Source organism: Timonella sp. A28, from assembly GCF_051200815.1.
Classification (GTDB): domain Bacteria; phylum Actinomycetota; class Actinomycetes; order Actinomycetales; family Cellulomonadaceae; genus Timonella.
In genome coordinates, this window is sequence record NZ_CP195159.1 from 179,374 (window position 1) to 194,713 (window position 15,340).

Below are 15,340 nucleotides of genomic sequence, written 5' to 3' on the forward strand. Positions count from 1 at the left end.
GTTCCTGGGCAAACGCCCGCACACAGCTAGACCTAACGTAGAATGAGACATTGTGGCCATAGAATTCTCTGTTGAAATCCCGCAACTCCGATCGACTCTCGACACAATTTCTGCTGTGAGTGACCCTGATGGGTTGCGCATAAAAATTGCCGAGCTATCTGAGGCTGCTTCGGCACCTGGCTTGTGGGATGACGCGACAGAAGCTCAAAAGGTCACGAGTGCTTTGTCGCTTGCGCAGAACGAACTGAAACGTATCGAATCGATGGAACAGCGTATCGACGATCTTGAAGTGCTTGTTGAGATGGCTGTAGAAGGCAACGATTCGGAAACTCTAGCTGAGGCTGAAGCTGAATTCGAAACGATCAAGAAAGATCTCGATCAATTAGAAGTTCGCACGCTTTTGTCCGGCGAATATGATGCCCGTGAAGCAGTCGTGACGATTCGCGCGGGAGCTGGTGGCGTTGATGCTGCTGACTTCGCCGAAATGCTGCTGCGTATGTATTTGCGGTGGGCTGAACGTAACGGTTATCCAACCGCGGTGCTTGATACTTCATATGCGGAAGAGGCCGGGCTAAAATCTGCCACCTTTGAGGTAAAAGCTCCTTACGCTTTCGGTAACTTGTCGGTGGAAGCTGGAACGCACCGTCTTGTGCGTATTTCTCCGTTTGATAACCAGGGCCGTCGTCAGACGTCGTTTGCTGCGGTAGAAGTTGTTCCATTGATCGAGCAGACGGACCACATTGATATTCCGGATAACGAAATCCGAGTGGATGTGTTTAGGTCTTCTGGTCCAGGTGGGCAGTCAGTGAACACGACGGACTCCGCGGTGCGTTTGACTCACTTGCCTACAGGCATTGTTGTGTCGATGCAGAACGAAAAGTCACAGATTCAGAACCGTGCCGCCGCGATGCGTGTTTTGCAGTCTCGTTTGTTGCTGGAGCGTCAGGCAGAAGAGAAGGCAAAGAAGAAGGAACTGGCCGGAGACATTAAGGCATCATGGGGTGACCAGATGCGTTCGTATGTTCTTCAGCCGTATCAAATGGTTAAAGACTTGCGCACAGAACACGAGGTTGGAAACACCTCTGCTGTGTTTGATGGCGCAATTGATGACTTTATTGAAGCGGGTATCCGCTGGCGCCGTTCGCAGGACAACTAACGTTCGGTTACGCAGAACTCATTTCCTTCAAGGTCTGCCATCGTTATCCAGACGTGTGGCCCTTGGGATGCTGTATGCAGGTAAGTCGCTCCTCGAGCTTCTAACGTTGCGCGTGCATGGTCGAGTTCGCCTCTTCCGACGTGCACATCAATGTGCATGCGATTCTTGACGGTTTTTGGCTCTGGTACTTTTTGGAACAAAATGCGTGGTGACCCGTATGATGTCGGGTCGCTAATGGCTGCTCCGCTTTTCCAAACTAAATTCCCGTGGTGTTCTTCGACGTCTGTGTTTTTGGCGTGCCCTTGATCAATCATTGATTGAATGAACTCTGGGTTGCTTGGTTCAACTTCCCATTCCAAGGTTTCCGCCCACCAATCTGCTTGGGTGTGGGGTGCGGCACAATCTTGGACTATCTGCACTGTGTATCCCATACAGACACTCTACCAATCGTGACTCGCATCACTTTTTTAATGAATCTTTGGCGCTTTGACGTGGCCTATCAAGCTTTTCGAGCACTCCTTAAAACGTGAAGGTATTCATGGCTGCGGCGTGTCAAGGGTGAGATTACGGTGAGAACTGCCTACGCTCGAATCGGTCTAAGACTCGAAGTCGATAAGCAGGACGCTACATTGAGGAACAATATTCGTGATTCGCTTTGACAATGTCACTAAGGTGTATGCGCGTGGAGCGCGTCCTGCACTCAACGATGTCTCCCTCGAAGTCGAACGCGGAGAGTTTGTGTTCCTCGTAGGGGCTTCCGGCTCAGGAAAATCAACCTTTTTGCGACTCGTGCTGCGAGAGGAAAAAACGACATCTGGTCGTGTGCTCGTCGCTGGAAACGATCTCACCTCATTATCAAACTGGAAAGTCCCGTCATTGCGCCGACAAATTGGTGCAGTCTTCCAAGACTTTCGTCTGTTACCTAATAAAACAGTTTTCGAAAATGTTGCCTTTGCGCTGCAAGTCATTGGTAAACCTAAACACCACATCATGACCACAGTGCCCGACGTTTTAGACATGGTCGGCCTAGCAGGTAAAGAAAAACGGCGACCACATGAACTCTCCGGTGGTGAACAACAACGCGTGGCGATTGCCCGCGCCTTCGTGAACCGCCCTTCCATCCTTTTGTGTGATGAGCCCACCGGAAACCTAGACCCCACAACCTCGTTAGGGATTATGCGTCTACTGGACCGAATAAATAGGACCGGAACAACCGTTGTTATGGCAACTCATGATGACGAAATCGTTGACCAAATGCGTAAACGCGTTATTGAACTCTCAACCGGTGAACTCGTGCGTGACCAGTCACGCGGTGTCTACGGTTCATCACGGTAGGGGATAAGGAATGCGATTACAGTTCATTCTTTCCGAAATTGGTATCGGCTTACGACGAAATTTGTCGATGACAATATCGGTTATTTTAGTGACTTTTGTGTCTCTTACGTTTGTTGGCGCTGCAATTCTTACGCAGGGCCAGATACAAAAATTTAAAGGCGAATGGTACGACAAAGTCGAAATCACGGCGTTCTTGTGTCCTCGCGACTCTAGCGTTCCAACCTGCGCCGATGGCGAGGCAACGGAAGAGCAAATCCAGGAAATTAAAGCAGTTTTAGAATCTCCTGAAGTTGCACCGGAAATCCGCGAAGTCATGTTTGAAAGCAAAGAAGACGCGTGGGTGACCTTTGAAAAGAACTTCAAAGATCGCTGGTGGTTCTCTGAAATGTCAGTAGACGACATGAATGCCTCGTTCCGAATCAAACTGACAGACCCACAACAGTACGAAGTCATAAATGAAGTATTGACTGGCCGTACCGGTGTGGAACAGGTGCGTGACCAGCGTGAAGTCTATGAGCCGCTCTTTAACGTGCTGAATAAAGCAACGCTTATCGCGTCTGGTCTTGCCGGAGTCATGCTCCTTGCAGCCGTGCTGCTCATTACGACGACGATTCGACTATCTGCGTTGTCTCGTCGTCGTGAAACAGGAATTATGCGTCTTGTAGGTGCCTCAAACCTGTTTATTCAACTTCCCTTCATGCTTGAAGGGGCAATCGCAGCAACCATTGGTGCGGTTCTTGCGGTGCTTGGTTTATGGGTTGCCGTGAAGTATCTCATTGAGGGCTGGTTAGAAAGTTCAATGGACTGGATTCCATTGATCTCAACAAGTGATGTCTTACTTTTGGCACCACTGCTTATCGCTGTTGCGTTTTTGCTTGCAGCGATCTCGTCAATCGTAACTTTGAGTCGATACACAAAGGTGTGACAGTGACGTATTTGGGGAACAAAATAGGCCAAGCATCTCGTCAGGTGAAAACCGTTGCGGTAAGCGTTATAGCAGCCGCTATGGTGGCAACCCTTGCACTTGTTGTGCCTGCGAACGCTGATGAACTTGATGACAGGTTAGAAAACGCTAAAAAGAAGCAAGCTGAATCAAACTCTCAAGTTGAGGGACTAAAAAACCAGCTTGCGGAAACCGACGGCGAGCTAACAGCAGCCTATTTACTCCTGAAAGACGTTGAGGCCAAACTGCCGGTAGCAGAGGCAAATCTTTCCATTGCTACAAAGGAATACCAAGAAGCACAACGTGAAGCGGACCTTCTTGCACAAAAACTTGCTGACGCTCAGCAAGAGAAGGCAAGCCTCGAACAACAAATCAGCGAGAACGAATCTGCGATGGATCAGGCCCGTAGTGGTGTCGTGGAAATGGCTCGCCAAGCAGCACGTGGTGACCTTGAAATGTCGAGCGTGGGGCTCGTCGTTGGCGCAGAATCCACTGAAGACTTTGTGGAACGCTACAACATGAACACCGCTGCCTTGCGTTCACAAAGCAAATCGTTAACTAAATTACGTCAAACTCGTGCTATCTCTAAGAATGCGCAAGTTAGATTGACGGCAGTGAATGACGTTATCACTACGCTTAAAGACGACGCGGATCGAAAAGTCGTTGAGACTCAGAAAAAACAAGCGGCTGCAGCAGACGCAAAACAAGAAGTTGAAGATCTGATCGTTCAACAGCAAAACGCGACTCAACAAATTGAAAATCGTAAAGCTGCAGCGCAACAAAAACTTGATGATGAACGCGCTCAAAGCGCAAATCTGTCTAACGAAATACGCGAAATTATTGGGCTGCAAGAAGAGGAACGTAAGCGGCAAGAAGAAGAGGAACGTAAGCGTTTAGAAGAAGAACGCAAAAAGAAAGAAGAGGAAGACCGCAAAAAAGCTGAAGAAGAAGCTAACTCTGGGAACAAGCCCGGTAGCGGTGGCTCTTCAAGTGGCGGTTCCTCGAGCGGTGGTTCGTCTGGTGGCGGCTCATCGAGTGGAGGAGGCTCTTCTGGCGGCGGTAGTTCGTCAGGTGGGGGAAGCTCTTCAGGTGGTGGTTCCTCGAGCAGCAAGTGGCTCTCCTGGCCAACAGATTACCGCGTCGTAACAAGCGTGTATGGCTGGCGTCTGCACCCAATTTTGGGTTATTACCGGTTGCACGCAGGAACAGATATGCGTGCATATTGTGGAACTCCGATTTATGCGGCACGTTCTGGAAAAGTTCAGTGGGCGCAATGGAAGAATGGCTTCGGAAACCAAGTTCTGCTGAACCATGGCTCAATTGGTGGCCGAAACGTTATGTCCTCATACAATCACTTGACGCGCTTTGTGGCTCGTAGCGGACAGCGTGTGAAAACAGGTGATCTTATTGGATACGCTGGAAATACTGGGCTTTCGGGCGCATGCCACTTGCACTTTGAAGTGTATGTGAACGGTTCCACCATTGATCCTATGACCAGGATGAAGTGATCGTCACAGCGGAACAGAATAATTTGGTTGGCCCTTGAGGCCCTCTGTGACATACGCTAACTAGGCATTGCGTGTTGCTCACGAACTTGTGTGCGCATGAAGTGCTTTGTGTTGAGCCGTAAGGAGGAAACGTGGCTAAAGGAAAGATGTACAACGTGCCTGGTGCTGCACAGTCCAAGGCTAAACACCAGGAACCAAAGCATACGCGTCAGCTGATCACTGCAAATAAAAAAGCACGTCACGATTACATTATTGAAGATGTCTTCGAGGCCGGTCTGGTACTTGGCGGTACAGAAGTAAAAGCATTGCGTGCCGGTCGAGCTTCACTCGCCGAAGGCTGGGTGTACGTTGACCATGGCGAAGCGTGGCTTGAGGGTGCGCACATTTCGGAATACACGCATGGAACGTGGACTAACCACGCCCCACGGCGTAAACGAAAGCTGCTGTTACACAAGAGCGAAATTCTGCGATTGGAACAGAAAACCACTGAAAAGGGTTTGACGATTGTTCCATTGCAAATGTATTGGCTAGATGGCCGCGCCAAGGTAGAAATTGCATTAGCGCGCGGTAAAAAAGAATACGATAAGCGTCATGCGTTGCGTGAAAAACAAGATAATCGCGAAGCGCTCAGAGCGATGAGACTACGCGAAAAGATGTGACGCGAGCACACTCACGTATACAGCAAAAAAGGGGCGGTTCCCAGATGAATATCTGGGAACCGCCCCTTTGTGTAGTGCTTAGAACTTGAAGACCTCTACTTGGCTTCGCAGTCCATCAGCGCTAGAAGAAACAGCTTCGATTGTTTTATCCATCTCTGCTACTGCGGAGGTGGATTCGTCAACGATCGTTGCAACGGAGTTGATGTTCGCTGCGATTTCGCTGGATCCTGTGGCAGCTTCTGCTGCGGAGCGGCTCATCTCGTTTGTGGTGGCTGTTTGTTCTTCTACAGCCGAGGCGATGGTGAGCTGGTAGTTGTTGATCGTGCCGATGATTTCGGAGATCTGACCAATAGCGTTGATCGCGGAGCTGGTGTCGTTTTGAATTGCTTCAACGCGACGTGCAACGTCTTCTGCTGCTCGAGCAGATTCTGCTGCGAGGTCTTTCACTTCGCTTGCGACAACAGCGAAGCCCTTACCTGCTTCACCAGCACGAGCAGCCTCAATGGTTGCGTTCAACGCAAGCAGGTTGGTTTGCTCTGCGATTGAGGTGATGGTCTTAATAACATCACCGATCTCTTTAGACGAGTCACCAAGACGTGAGATTGTTGCGTTGGTTGAGTCAGCTGTTGTTGCTGCTGTTTGTGCAACTGCGGTTGCTTCTTGTGCGTTTTGTGCGATCTCACGGATGGATGCGCTCATTTGTTCTGCACCAGCAGCAACGGTTTGAACGTTTCCGGAGACTTGCTCTGCTGCGGTTGCAACAACACTCGCCTGTGCTGAGGTTTCAGCAGACGACGCAGAGACTTGGCTGGACGCTGCAGAAAGAACCTCAGACATTTTGACTGATTCGTGTGCGTTCCCCACAACGTCACGCAGAATTGTGCGCAATGATGTTTGTGCTGCGACAAGTGACTCAGCCATTTTGCCGATTTCGTCGCCACTGTTGACGTTTGGTGCGACAGTGAGGTCACCTTCAGCAAGAGCATCAATCGATGTGTTGAGTGAGGCAACATTGCGGCGGATACGCGATGACGTGAATTGTGCAATGGCGATGGTGAGGATGATACCGAGCGCAGCAATGATAGCCATGGTTATGATTGCTTGTTTTTCGGTTTTTTCGGTCACTTCAGCGAGGCGCACGGCTTCTTCGTTGATGATGTCGTTGATTTCTTCAACTGTGTCGAAGAGCGCAGTACCACGCAACGTGATTTGGGTGTCACGTACTTGTTGTGCGATGTCACCTTGACCGTTCAAAAGCTTAGGGAAGTAGCTGTCAAAAGCGAGTGACTTGTATTCTTCGATGTGCGATACCAGCTCGTCGTTGAGCGGGTTATCGTAGCTCTTGAGGTAGCGGTCGAGATCTTCTTCGACGAGTGCGAATTCTTTTTCAGCTTTCGCCTTGATTTCTTTGTTGTACTGGTTGCCGTTTCCTTCGTTTCCGTAAGCTACGTAGACGCGGGCTTGCCAAACGTGGGTTTGGACATCGATAAACGAGTCGATGATTTCAGTAACCCCGAACTTCAGCTCTTCTGTTGCGCGCTGTGCGTTCAGGAGAGAGACGAGCCCGAAACCTGCAATGAGGATGGAAGTCAGGGCGCCAACGATCGTCGACAGGAGGATCTTAGTGCGGATTGAAGAGTTGTTCACAAAGGAGAACATTCCTGAGCGCTGAGGGCGTTCGGAGCCTGCAGATTGGTTCGACATATTTACCTTCATGGTGGTGGTCGCGGTGTTCCTTCTTGGTACACCGTGGGGGATGTTCACATATCCAATCGACCAAAACTTTAAGGTAATGAGAAATCGCGTAAAATCAAGGTTTTTGTGCTGATCAGAGCGTTAAAACTGACCTAGCGGTTGTTGTTTTTGTGGCGTGCGGCTGCCTGCGGCTTATATTGTGCGGGTTCTTGCCGATGAATAACGAAAAGACTGTTCGCGGTGAGGAGCATGATGAGCGCGAGCCCCCACGAATATGGGCTAGAAACAGAAACTTCGGTCATCACCATTCCGAGGTGGATTGAAGTGCGGGATTTGCGTCCTTCAGCTGAAGACGCTGAACCGTCGCGGATGAAGTTTTATGTGGTGAGTCCGCACTGTACGCCTGATGACGCTTCAGCGTTAGCGAACCTGTATGCACAACGGGTCAGGTTAGAGCGCACACATACTGTGTTGGATGCTATCCAGGTTCCCCTGATTTTGGGTGGCTTCGTCATCTTTCTTGTGGTGCTTCTGATGAACGCGTCACCGCTGTGGTATTTGGTGATTCTTGGTGCTTATCTCATCGCGCAATATATGCGTTATGACGCGGAAGCTGAAGTGCGCAAGCCGCTTCGGTTGGAAGTGCTGGAACGCAGAAGCGCTGAGAGAATATTTCATCGTATCTCTGGCGGAGATTATCGGCAGGCAAACGCCTTTGCGCAAAAATACCCAGAGCGTGCCAGTGAAGCCCACGAACTATTATGGCGCGTGTGCGATTTACGTGAGATTCTACGTAGCTCTCGGGCAGAACTTACAGCGTTAGGGCACAACGAGACGTTAAGCGCTGGTGAAATCGAGGCCTTACATAAGAAGCTACTTGCTTTGGACGCGCTTATTAAAGACGCTGAGACATCGTTAAAACAGTTATTAAATCCGCAGTATCGAACCCCACCTTTAGCGCGCGACCGTCTTTTAGAGTTGTTTAATCGTGTCGATGATGCTTTATCGCGAGGGATGGAGCAGCTGGCGCCACGTATTGCGCAAGAACAAGAACGAGTGCGCCAGTACCAACAAGAACTGGACGATATTGCGCAACAGGCACGCACCATTGACGAGACCACCGTTGATAGCAACACGTTAGCCTTGGGGAAAGCACCTGCTGACGGCGAGAACTCTACTGGCATGAATGACGCTGGGGGAGAAGAATCGTCACCTACGCTTTTATTGCCACGCCTTGAGAAATAAATACGAACTTGTGTGAAAGCGCAAGGAAGGGGCGAACCTGATATACAGGTTCGCCCCTTCCTTGTACGTCAACAGTTATGCAGCGAGTAACAGATTTATTGCTTCACGGGTGCGAGGAAGCGCATCTAGGTAGGCTTGCGCAATATCATCGGCATCCCAGCCGTATTGTTCGATGCGTTCGAGGCTGCCGATTTCAAAAGCTTTGACGGCGTTAATCATTGTGCCCAGCTCGTTGTCATCGCTTTTGAATGCGTCACGAATATATTCTGACAGTCCTGTTTGTTCGGCGAGTTCTGCCGGGTTGCTGCCCATCTCGTCGGCGAGTGAAGATACGAGACCTGCCGTGTAGGCGCTCTCGCCGTCAGACGCGAGAATCCGGCATGCCTCGGCCCGAATAAGTAAGAACCACAAAAGATCTGGGTGAGGCTGACGCGAACTAATAAGTGAGGCGATCAGAAGCCCAGAAATGCGTTGTGTGCCAAGATACGCGACAGCAGCATTGAGTGAATCGATGCGGTGCGCTAAGCCGAAAGCTGCGGAGTTTGCGAGGTGCAGCGCTCGTACAGAGATGACGGGGTCCAAATCGAGTACATCTGCGACTTCAGGCAATGACACGTTGGGGTTGCTGAGAAGTTGCAGAGCTTTCATGCATTGCAGTTCACCTGGGGCAAAATCTCCAACAAAGTGTTCTGCAGCAGAGTGCACAGCACCAATGTATGCGTTGCCATGTGCGACACGTGCTGGATAGTTAAAGCCAGCCGCCCACACGATTTCTCGCGGTCCTGGCGCTGTTGTGGGGGTTTCTGTGGGTGAGGTAGTGCTTGGCGGAACCACTAGGCCAGAAACAAACGGCATAAATTGAAGGTCAGGGTTCTGCGGATCAGCATACGCAAGATATAAATCTAAGCCGTGAGAAACGGCATCGAGTACGCGTGCCCGAAAGTCGGGGTTGAGTAGATCGCATTGTGTTGCGATGATGCCGCGTATGTATGAGGTCTCTAGCAGCTCTTGGGTGATGGGCAGATGTACGGGATCTGCCCATATGATGACGCTGCTATCGCTAGCCAACTCGTCAAAATCTATAGGAAGGCTGTGTGTGGCTATGGGAGCGATGTGTGGCCGATGTTGCTGAGACAGCGCCGCTACCTTGTGTACAGGAACAAAGACGTATGCTTCGCGGGCACGATCTTCTGTGTATAGTGCGAAACGAAAGAGCGGTAAGGAATTCGTTCTAACGCTGTGCATGTGACCTCTTCGATTAGTGACGGGGCAGCGTGTCGTGTCTGCTCTCCGGATATATCGGCACAGCTATTCACATATTGAGAATTTTCATCCTATAAATCGGGATAAAATATTGTGAAGAGGATAAAACAGGAAACTTACACTAAGCTCGCGCGCATCGGGTAAACATCATCGTCAAGAACAACCTGAAAAGCAGAACCAGTCGATGGGTTAACCACAATAGGAGCCAACAAATTAACAGTGTGCTCTTCCAAAGAACTACCCACAGTAACTAGCGCAAGAGTGAGAGCATCGCGTGGTTCTGTCAATTCGATTGCCTGCAATGCATGATCCGAGAATTCCGGAGCATAGCTAGGAAAATATGCTTGCGCAGACACTGCAATAAGCTGGGGGCCGCCGTCAGCCGACAGGCGATACAGAACGCCCGATTCGTCGAGCGGCACACACTCAAAAGCCGTGAAAGCGCCCAGCCCAAGAAGAGGCTTCGAAAAAGTAACTTGTGACGGCACAACGGGTGTTGTCATCGCAGGTATTCCAGTAAGGACGGCTGCAAGACACGTGAAGTCGCGTTGAGCGATGAAGTGTACGCAACTTCTTGCAACTTCAGCTCAATAATTGTTTGCGCAAAGTCAACGTTTTCTATACCAGCGATATCGTTTTTCAACGTTTCGGATTTATATTGCGTAAAGGACGCAGCGCGTTCCAGCTGATTTGAACGGGCACCCACCGTCGCTGAAGCATTCCACACCTTGGTGAGGCGATCATCAATCTGGTTGAGTGCAGACTGAGGGTTGCCACCAGATCGTATCGTTGTGGTGACGTCGTCGATCAGCGCGAAAACTGAGTAGTCGGGTGAAGCAGGGTCAGTGCTGGTACCAAAAACTTCTGCACCATCTGTGTCTACGCGCACCGTCGATGTATCGGATGTGCGACGTTCCACTGAAGCGGCAGGAACACCAGAGTACGTGTATGTGGTGGGATCAAACGCGTAGTCAGCGCCAGACGTTCCCGCAAAAATATGACGACCCAAGTAGGTTGTGTTCGCTTGGTCTAGTAAAACTTCTTTAATGCCTTCGAGTTCAGCAGCGATAGCCTCGCGTGCTTCACCGTTCATTGTGCCTGTGTTTGATCCTTGCACAACAAGGTCACGGGCACGACGAAGCAAGGACGACGTAGAAGTCAACGCTGAATCTGCGAGATTCAACCAGGACTGGCCATCTTGAGCATTGCGTGCATGTTGTGCGGTTGCGGTCTGCTCACGACGTAAGGAGAGGGCATCTGCTGCACCTGAAGGATCATCGGAGACTTTGTTGATGCGTCGTCCGCTTGATGCTTGTTCTTGTAGGGCAGCCATAGCAGCAAGGTTTTTTTGCATGTTTGCCAACGACGTGCGTTGGGTGGCCATGTGTGTTGTGCGGTGGATCATCGTCCTACGACCCCTGTCCTGTTAATGAGCTGGTCAAGCATTTCATCTACGGTTGTGAGGACTCGCGATGCTGCTTGGTATCCGCGTTGGAAGGCAAGCATGTTTACTGTTTCTTCGTCGATGTCAACGCTTGCAGATGACAGCTGTAGCCCACTTGCTGTTTCGTATGCGTTGTATGCGACTGCAAAGGAGCTTTCTGCGGCTTTAGCAGCAACACCTACAGAAACGGCAAGTGTTTTCCATTGTGCTGTGGGGCCGTCTTCAGCGATGGCGAGTTGAGCGATTTTGTCGGCGATTGTGCCATCGTGTTCGCCCATACCTACGGCGCCAACTTTGAGTTGAGCAGGGTCTGTGATGATCACGTCGAGGCGTTTAGCTGCAGGGTCACCAGTTATCTGGAACAGTGGTGTGCCGCCGTCAGCTGTTATTAAAAGATCGTTTACTTGGGTGGCCAGATCGGTGGCGATGGCGTTGTAACCGGCTGCGGTAGTCGCGAGCAAGCCACCTTCTGCTTCTGGTGCCGTTGCGGTCAAAATGCCTGAAATTTCGCCACCATCAAAGCTAACTGGTGTTGGAGTGGCTCTGTCCCAGATGACTCGAAGTTGCGCCCCTGTTTCCATAACACTTGAGAAACTGGGGGCCCCATCTACCGCCATTTTTTGAGCGGTTTTTCCTGTGACGAGGAGGTTTCCGCCTACAGACACATCGGCGGTTCCGTTTTCGTGGAAGCGAGCCGTTGCACCTGTGAGTTCGGATAACCGTTGAATGAGAGTTTGACGTTGATCAATCAGTTCGTTTGCGTTGGAACCGGTTACCTGCATGAGCTGGATTTGGCCGTTAAGATCAGCGACGGCTTGGGCGGCTGAGTTAACTTCAGAAACGCGGTCTTCGATTTCGGTGCGGTGTTGAGACCACTGTGTTTCTAATGCTGTGTAGCCTGCCCCGATTGCGTGTGCTACTGATTGTGCACGTTCGAGGACTACTTGTTTGGTGGCAAGGGTCTGTGGCGCTTTGGCGACCTCTTGAAAGCCGGACCAGAGTTCATTCAACGTGGAAGATAAGCCTGTGTCTGATGGCTCATTCATGGTTGACTCGATACGTGCGTAAGCGTCAGCGCGTGCAGCAAGAAAAGACGATGAGGATCCCGTTGCGCGTACTCGCGCGTCAAGGAAGATATTCCCTAGCCGCTCAATTCCTGTGATTTCGGCGCCGAAACCAGGGCGTTGAAAGGTGGGGGATTCGACCCCGGGGATTGATTGAATGTTGGCGCGCTGTCGGGTGTATCCCACAGTGTTTGCGTTGGCGATGTTTTGTCCTGAAACTTCTAACGCGATGCGCTGTGCTTGCAGTGACGAGAGGGCCGTGGAGATTCCGGAAAAGCTACTCATAACTGATCACAAATTCTGGTCGAGGATACGTGGGCTAGATTCTGCTGAAGATGCAGCACCGCTTGCGTTATATGTTGCAGCAGCACCATCAAGATGGCTGAGGGCTTCTTGCACAGCTCGTTGTGATGTGGAGAGAAGCTCTCGGTTGCTTGACAGTAGTTGTTCAACTTCAGCCATGATTTGCGCTAAAGCTTGACGGTGGGAAGACAAAATTTCTGACCACTGATCTGGTGCGCGTTCTGCAATCACTGTGAGTGGCGAATCTGGGTCTATGCCAAGTTCGGTGCACACAGCTGTTGATTCCACGGCTCGTGCTAAATCAGATTCTCTGATTTGGCCGAGTACGGCTTCGATTTCAGCGGTAGAACGGGGGAGCCATCGAGATTTTCCTGCGGCGAGCAGGAGTTGCTCTTCTTCAAGTTTGAAGATCAGAGTTTCTAAGAGCTGTCGCTGGTTCCACAGCAGACTGTTGAGCGTCTGTAGACTCACTGATTCTTCTCCTGAAAATATGTATGGCCGTGTTGTCTTCCACCAGCCTATCGGTGGACACCGCTCGTTTATTAGTAAATTTAGTTGCCGAATCGTGACCATTGGAAAGTCACATATGCAGGGCGAAATGTTCCATTTGCCTTTTTCTGAAAAATACCAAGCGGTCAGTAAAGGCGCAACACAAGGAGGTGTGACTGAGATCACATTTATTCTTTCAGGGTGATATTTTCGGCAAAATTCTGCGGAAATGGGGAGGTGTCCCCATCGCTATCCATCCGCATTTGCCCTATCAGGACCTCTTTTGTCGCCGAAGGTGCTCGAAAATATGGAGCGTTTGTGAAAACCTTGCACACATGACTTCACTGAATGGCTCGCACCGTGAACTTATTGAGGGGCACATACACCTCGTGGGATATCACGTTTCCGAAATGCTGAACCGCGTGCCACCACAAGTGACTCGTGATGAACTCGCCTCTGCAGGTTACCTTGCACTCACGCAAGCTGCCATCTCTTTCGATGAAACATCGGGTGTGCCCTTCGGACGGTATGCAGCGATCCGTATACGCGGTGCACTCATCGACGAACTGCGCAGCATGGACTGGGTATCACGTGGAGCACGACGAAAAATCCGCGAATACACCAAAACTGTTGAAGTTATGACCGCAGATTTAGGGCGCGAACCAAACCGGGAAGAAATAGCAACCTCCCTTGGCGTAGACCCAACCGAAGTCGACTCCATAAAAGACACAGCAACCACAAAGGTGCTGAGCTACGATGCCTACGACGGCAGCCTAGCGTTGACTGTGCCAGCGAACTCTCCAACCCCAGAAAACACAGCGCTCACTGCAGAAAGCTACGTGTACTTACGTTCTGCCGTTGAAGCTCTGCCAGAACGCCTACGCTACGTCGTTGAGCAAATCTTCTTCAATGAACGCATGGTCACAGACGTTGCTGAAGAAATGGGGCTCACCCAATCACGAGTGTCACAGCTGCGTTCAGAAGCAATGGTACTTTTACGCGACGGACTCAATACACACCTTGACCCCGAACTCGTGCGCAACGACGAAAAACAAGGCGTAGCGCAACGTCGTCGAACAGCATACTTTGACGAAATCGGTAAGCGAGTGGAAACCAACGTGCGTGCAAGCCGAAATGCTCTTGCAGTACGCGCAGCAACCATGCAGCGATTCGCGGTCGAACAGGCTGCACCGGCAACGGAAATGATTTCCTAAAAAATCTCAATGTTTTTCCTAACTACCGAAGGTGCGCCGCCGATAGTTATGGATGAACAGGTGCCACGGATGGTGCCTGACATGTACGCCCCATTTATCACGGAGGATTACCACAATGGGACTCTCGATTAACCAGAACATTGCGGCTGTTAACTCGTACCGCAACTTGTCCAACACCCAGAATGATCTTTCCAAGTCTCTTGAGAGCTTTTCATCTGGTTTCCGTATTAACCGTGCGGCTGATGATGCTGCTGGTTTGGCGATTTCTGAGGGTCTGCGTTCGCAGGTCGGTGGTCTCAAGGTTGCTGCACGTAACGCTCAAGACGGCATCTCAATGGTGCAGACAGCTGAAGGTGCGTTGACTGAGACTCACGCGATCCTCCAGCGTTTGCGTGACCTTGCTGTTCAGGGTGCTAACGACTCGAACAACACCGAAGCTCGCGCAAACATCACCACCGAGGCAACCAGCCTCGTTGCTGAACTTGGTCGTATCGCTCAGTCCACCAACTTCAACGGCACAACCCTTCTTGATGGTTCCAAGACTGGTGCAACAGCATTGAAGTTCCAGGTTGGTGCTGACGGTGACGCAAACTCAGCAATCACCGTTGACCTTGCAAGCGCAGACGTCGCAACCGTTGCTACCACTCTGGCAGTCACCTCGGACGCTTCAAACACAGCAGCAGCTGGATTTGACGTATCCACCCACGCTGCAGCACAGAACTCAATCACCGCGGTAAACGCACAGATTGAATCTGTTTCGACTGCTCGTGCGGAGCTTGGTGCTTACCAGAACCGTTTTGAGCACACGATTAAGAACATCAACGTTGCTGTTGAGAACTTGTCGGCGTCTGAGTCTCGTATTCGTGACACTGACATGGCTCAGGAAATGGTGAACTTCACCAAGAACCAGATCCTTTCACAGGCTGGTACAGCGATGCTTGCTCAGGCAAACCAGATCCCACAGGGTGTTCTTTCACTCCTGCGCTGATCATAAGTTTGGCCAGTGTTTAGCAATGGCGGTG

16 protein-coding genes are annotated in these 15,340 nt (G+C 50.8%); 8 read left to right on the plus strand and 8 right to left on the minus strand.

What is annotated here, in order from left to right; all coding sequences use genetic code 11:
* Window positions 1-52: 52 nt before the first annotated feature.
* Entirely contained in the window at window positions 53-1,156 is a 1,104-nt protein-coding gene (prfB, locus tag ACR9EC_RS00770; protein ID WP_435299624.1) for a peptide chain release factor 2, read from the plus strand.
* Here prfB and ACR9EC_RS00775 read toward each other — a convergent pair.
* The gene (locus ACR9EC_RS00775; protein WP_435299625.1) at window positions 1,153-1,587 is read right to left on the minus strand and encodes a VOC family protein; all 435 of its coding nucleotides are present in this window, start codon (window positions 1,585-1,587) and stop codon (window positions 1,153-1,155) included. The two genes, prfB and ACR9EC_RS00775, sit on opposite strands and share 4 nt — an antisense overlap.
* Window positions 1,588-1,801: 214 nt before the next feature.
* On the opposite strand from ACR9EC_RS00775, the gene ftsE reads away from it, so the two are divergent.
* From ftsE to smpB, 4 genes are all read left to right on the plus strand, one after another.
* On the plus strand, window positions 1,802-2,491 hold the full coding sequence (gene ftsE, locus ACR9EC_RS00780; protein ID WP_435299626.1) for a cell division ATP-binding protein FtsE: 690 nt from the start codon (window positions 1,802-1,804) through the stop codon (window positions 2,489-2,491).
* A 10-nt stretch (window positions 2,492-2,501) separates the two neighbouring features.
* The gene (gene ftsX / locus ACR9EC_RS00785; protein WP_435299627.1) at window positions 2,502-3,416 is read left to right on the plus strand and encodes a permease-like cell division protein FtsX; all 915 of its coding nucleotides are present in this window, start codon (window positions 2,502-2,504) and stop codon (window positions 3,414-3,416) included.
* 2 nt (window positions 3,417-3,418) lie between these two features.
* The gene (locus ACR9EC_RS00790; protein ID WP_435299628.1) at window positions 3,419-4,942 is read left to right on the plus strand and encodes a peptidoglycan DD-metalloendopeptidase family protein; all 1,524 of its coding nucleotides are present in this window, start codon (window positions 3,419-3,421) and stop codon (window positions 4,940-4,942) included.
* A gap of 131 nt (window positions 4,943-5,073) precedes the next feature.
* Window positions 5,074-5,601, plus strand: coding sequence for an SsrA-binding protein SmpB (smpB, locus tag ACR9EC_RS00795; protein ID WP_435299629.1), 528 nt, complete (start codon window positions 5,074-5,076; stop codon window positions 5,599-5,601).
* Between the two features lie 78 nt (window positions 5,602-5,679).
* Here smpB and ACR9EC_RS00800 read toward each other — a convergent pair whose 3' ends face one another.
* A complete protein-coding gene (locus ACR9EC_RS00800) occupies window positions 5,680-7,305 on the minus strand; it encodes a methyl-accepting chemotaxis protein (RefSeq protein WP_435299630.1) in 1,626 nt (541 codons plus the stop codon).
* 143 nt (window positions 7,306-7,448) lie between these two features.
* A complete protein-coding gene (locus ACR9EC_RS00805; protein ID WP_435299631.1) occupies window positions 7,449-7,598 on the minus strand; it encodes a hypothetical protein in 150 nt (49 codons plus the stop codon).
* A 22-nt stretch (window positions 7,599-7,620) separates the two neighbouring features.
* Between ACR9EC_RS00805 and ACR9EC_RS00810 the strand changes: the two genes are divergently transcribed.
* Entirely contained in the window at window positions 7,621-8,541 is a 921-nt protein-coding gene (locus tag ACR9EC_RS00810) for a hypothetical protein (RefSeq protein WP_435299632.1), read from the plus strand.
* Between the two features lie 75 nt (window positions 8,542-8,616).
* On the opposite strand, the gene ACR9EC_RS00815 is transcribed toward ACR9EC_RS00810, so the two are convergent.
* The 5 genes from ACR9EC_RS00815 to ACR9EC_RS00835 form a co-directional block, all read right to left on the minus strand.
* Window positions 8,617-9,786 carry an HDOD domain-containing protein gene (locus ACR9EC_RS00815; protein ID WP_435299633.1) on the minus strand — a complete coding sequence of 390 codons (1,170 nt, stop codon included), beginning with the start codon at window positions 9,784-9,786 and terminating at the stop codon, window positions 8,617-8,619.
* A gap of 134 nt (window positions 9,787-9,920) precedes the next feature.
* A complete protein-coding gene (gene fliW, locus ACR9EC_RS00820) occupies window positions 9,921-10,307 on the minus strand; it encodes a flagellar assembly protein FliW (protein WP_435299634.1) in 387 nt (128 codons plus the stop codon).
* Window positions 10,304-11,209: a flagellar hook-associated protein FlgL gene (gene flgL, locus ACR9EC_RS00825; RefSeq protein WP_435299635.1), complete on the minus strand. Its 906-nt coding sequence runs from the start codon at window positions 11,207-11,209 to the stop codon at window positions 10,304-10,306. Before flgL ends, fliW begins: the two co-directional genes overlap by 4 nt.
* Entirely contained in the window at window positions 11,206-12,597 is a 1,392-nt protein-coding gene (gene flgK, locus ACR9EC_RS00830) for a flagellar hook-associated protein FlgK (RefSeq protein ID WP_435299636.1), read from the minus strand. The genes flgL and flgK overlap by 4 nt, the downstream gene beginning before the upstream one ends.
* 6 nt (window positions 12,598-12,603) lie before the next feature.
* Window positions 12,604-13,086, minus strand: a complete 483-nt coding sequence (locus ACR9EC_RS00835; protein ID WP_435299637.1) for a flagellar protein FlgN — start codon at window positions 13,084-13,086, stop codon at window positions 12,604-12,606.
* 353 nt (window positions 13,087-13,439) lie between these two features.
* On the opposite strand from ACR9EC_RS00835, the gene ACR9EC_RS00840 reads away from it, so the two are divergent.
* Together ACR9EC_RS00840 and ACR9EC_RS00845 are read left to right on the plus strand one after the other, a co-directional pair.
* Complete coding sequence (locus ACR9EC_RS00840) at window positions 13,440-14,318, plus strand: sigma-70 family RNA polymerase sigma factor (RefSeq protein ID WP_435299638.1); 879 nt, start codon at window positions 13,440-13,442, stop codon at window positions 14,316-14,318.
* Between the two features lie 115 nt (window positions 14,319-14,433).
* A complete protein-coding gene (locus tag ACR9EC_RS00845; RefSeq protein WP_435299639.1) occupies window positions 14,434-15,306 on the plus strand; it encodes a flagellin in 873 nt (290 codons plus the stop codon).
* The last annotated feature ends 34 nt before the right edge of the window (window positions 15,307-15,340 follow it).

What these genes read in the sequence shown, in the direction of transcription:
- ACR9EC_RS00775 (WP_435299625.1), bottom strand. Translation starts at nt 1,587, where the DNA reads ATGGGATACACAGTGCAGATAGTCCAAGATTGTGCCGCACCCCACACC.
- ftsX (WP_435299627.1), top strand. Translation starts at nt 2,502, where the DNA reads ATGCGATTACAGTTCATTCTTTCCGAAATTGGTATCGGCTTACGACGA.
- ACR9EC_RS00800 (WP_435299630.1), bottom strand. Translation starts at nt 7,305, where the DNA reads ATGTCGAACCAATCTGCAGGCTCCGAACGCCCTCAGCGCTCAGGAATG.
- ACR9EC_RS00805 (WP_435299631.1), bottom strand. Translation starts at nt 7,598, where the DNA reads ATGACCGAAGTTTCTGTTTCTAGCCCATATTCGTGGGGGCTCGCGCTC.
- ACR9EC_RS00815 (WP_435299633.1), bottom strand. Translation starts at nt 9,786, where the DNA reads ATGCACAGCGTTAGAACGAATTCCTTACCGCTCTTTCGTTTCGCACTA.
- fliW (WP_435299634.1), bottom strand. Translation starts at nt 10,307, where the DNA reads ATGACAACACCCGTTGTGCCGTCACAAGTTACTTTTTCGAAGCCTCTT.
- flgL (WP_435299635.1), bottom strand. Translation starts at nt 11,209, where the DNA reads ATGATCCACCGCACAACACACATGGCCACCCAACGCACGTCGTTGGCA.
- flgK (WP_435299636.1), bottom strand. Translation starts at nt 12,597, where the DNA reads ATGAGTAGCTTTTCCGGAATCTCCACGGCCCTCTCGTCACTGCAAGCA.
- ACR9EC_RS00840 (WP_435299638.1), top strand. Translation starts at nt 13,440, where the DNA reads ATGACTTCACTGAATGGCTCGCACCGTGAACTTATTGAGGGGCACATA.
- ACR9EC_RS00845 (WP_435299639.1), top strand. Translation starts at nt 14,434, where the DNA reads ATGGGACTCTCGATTAACCAGAACATTGCGGCTGTTAACTCGTACCGC.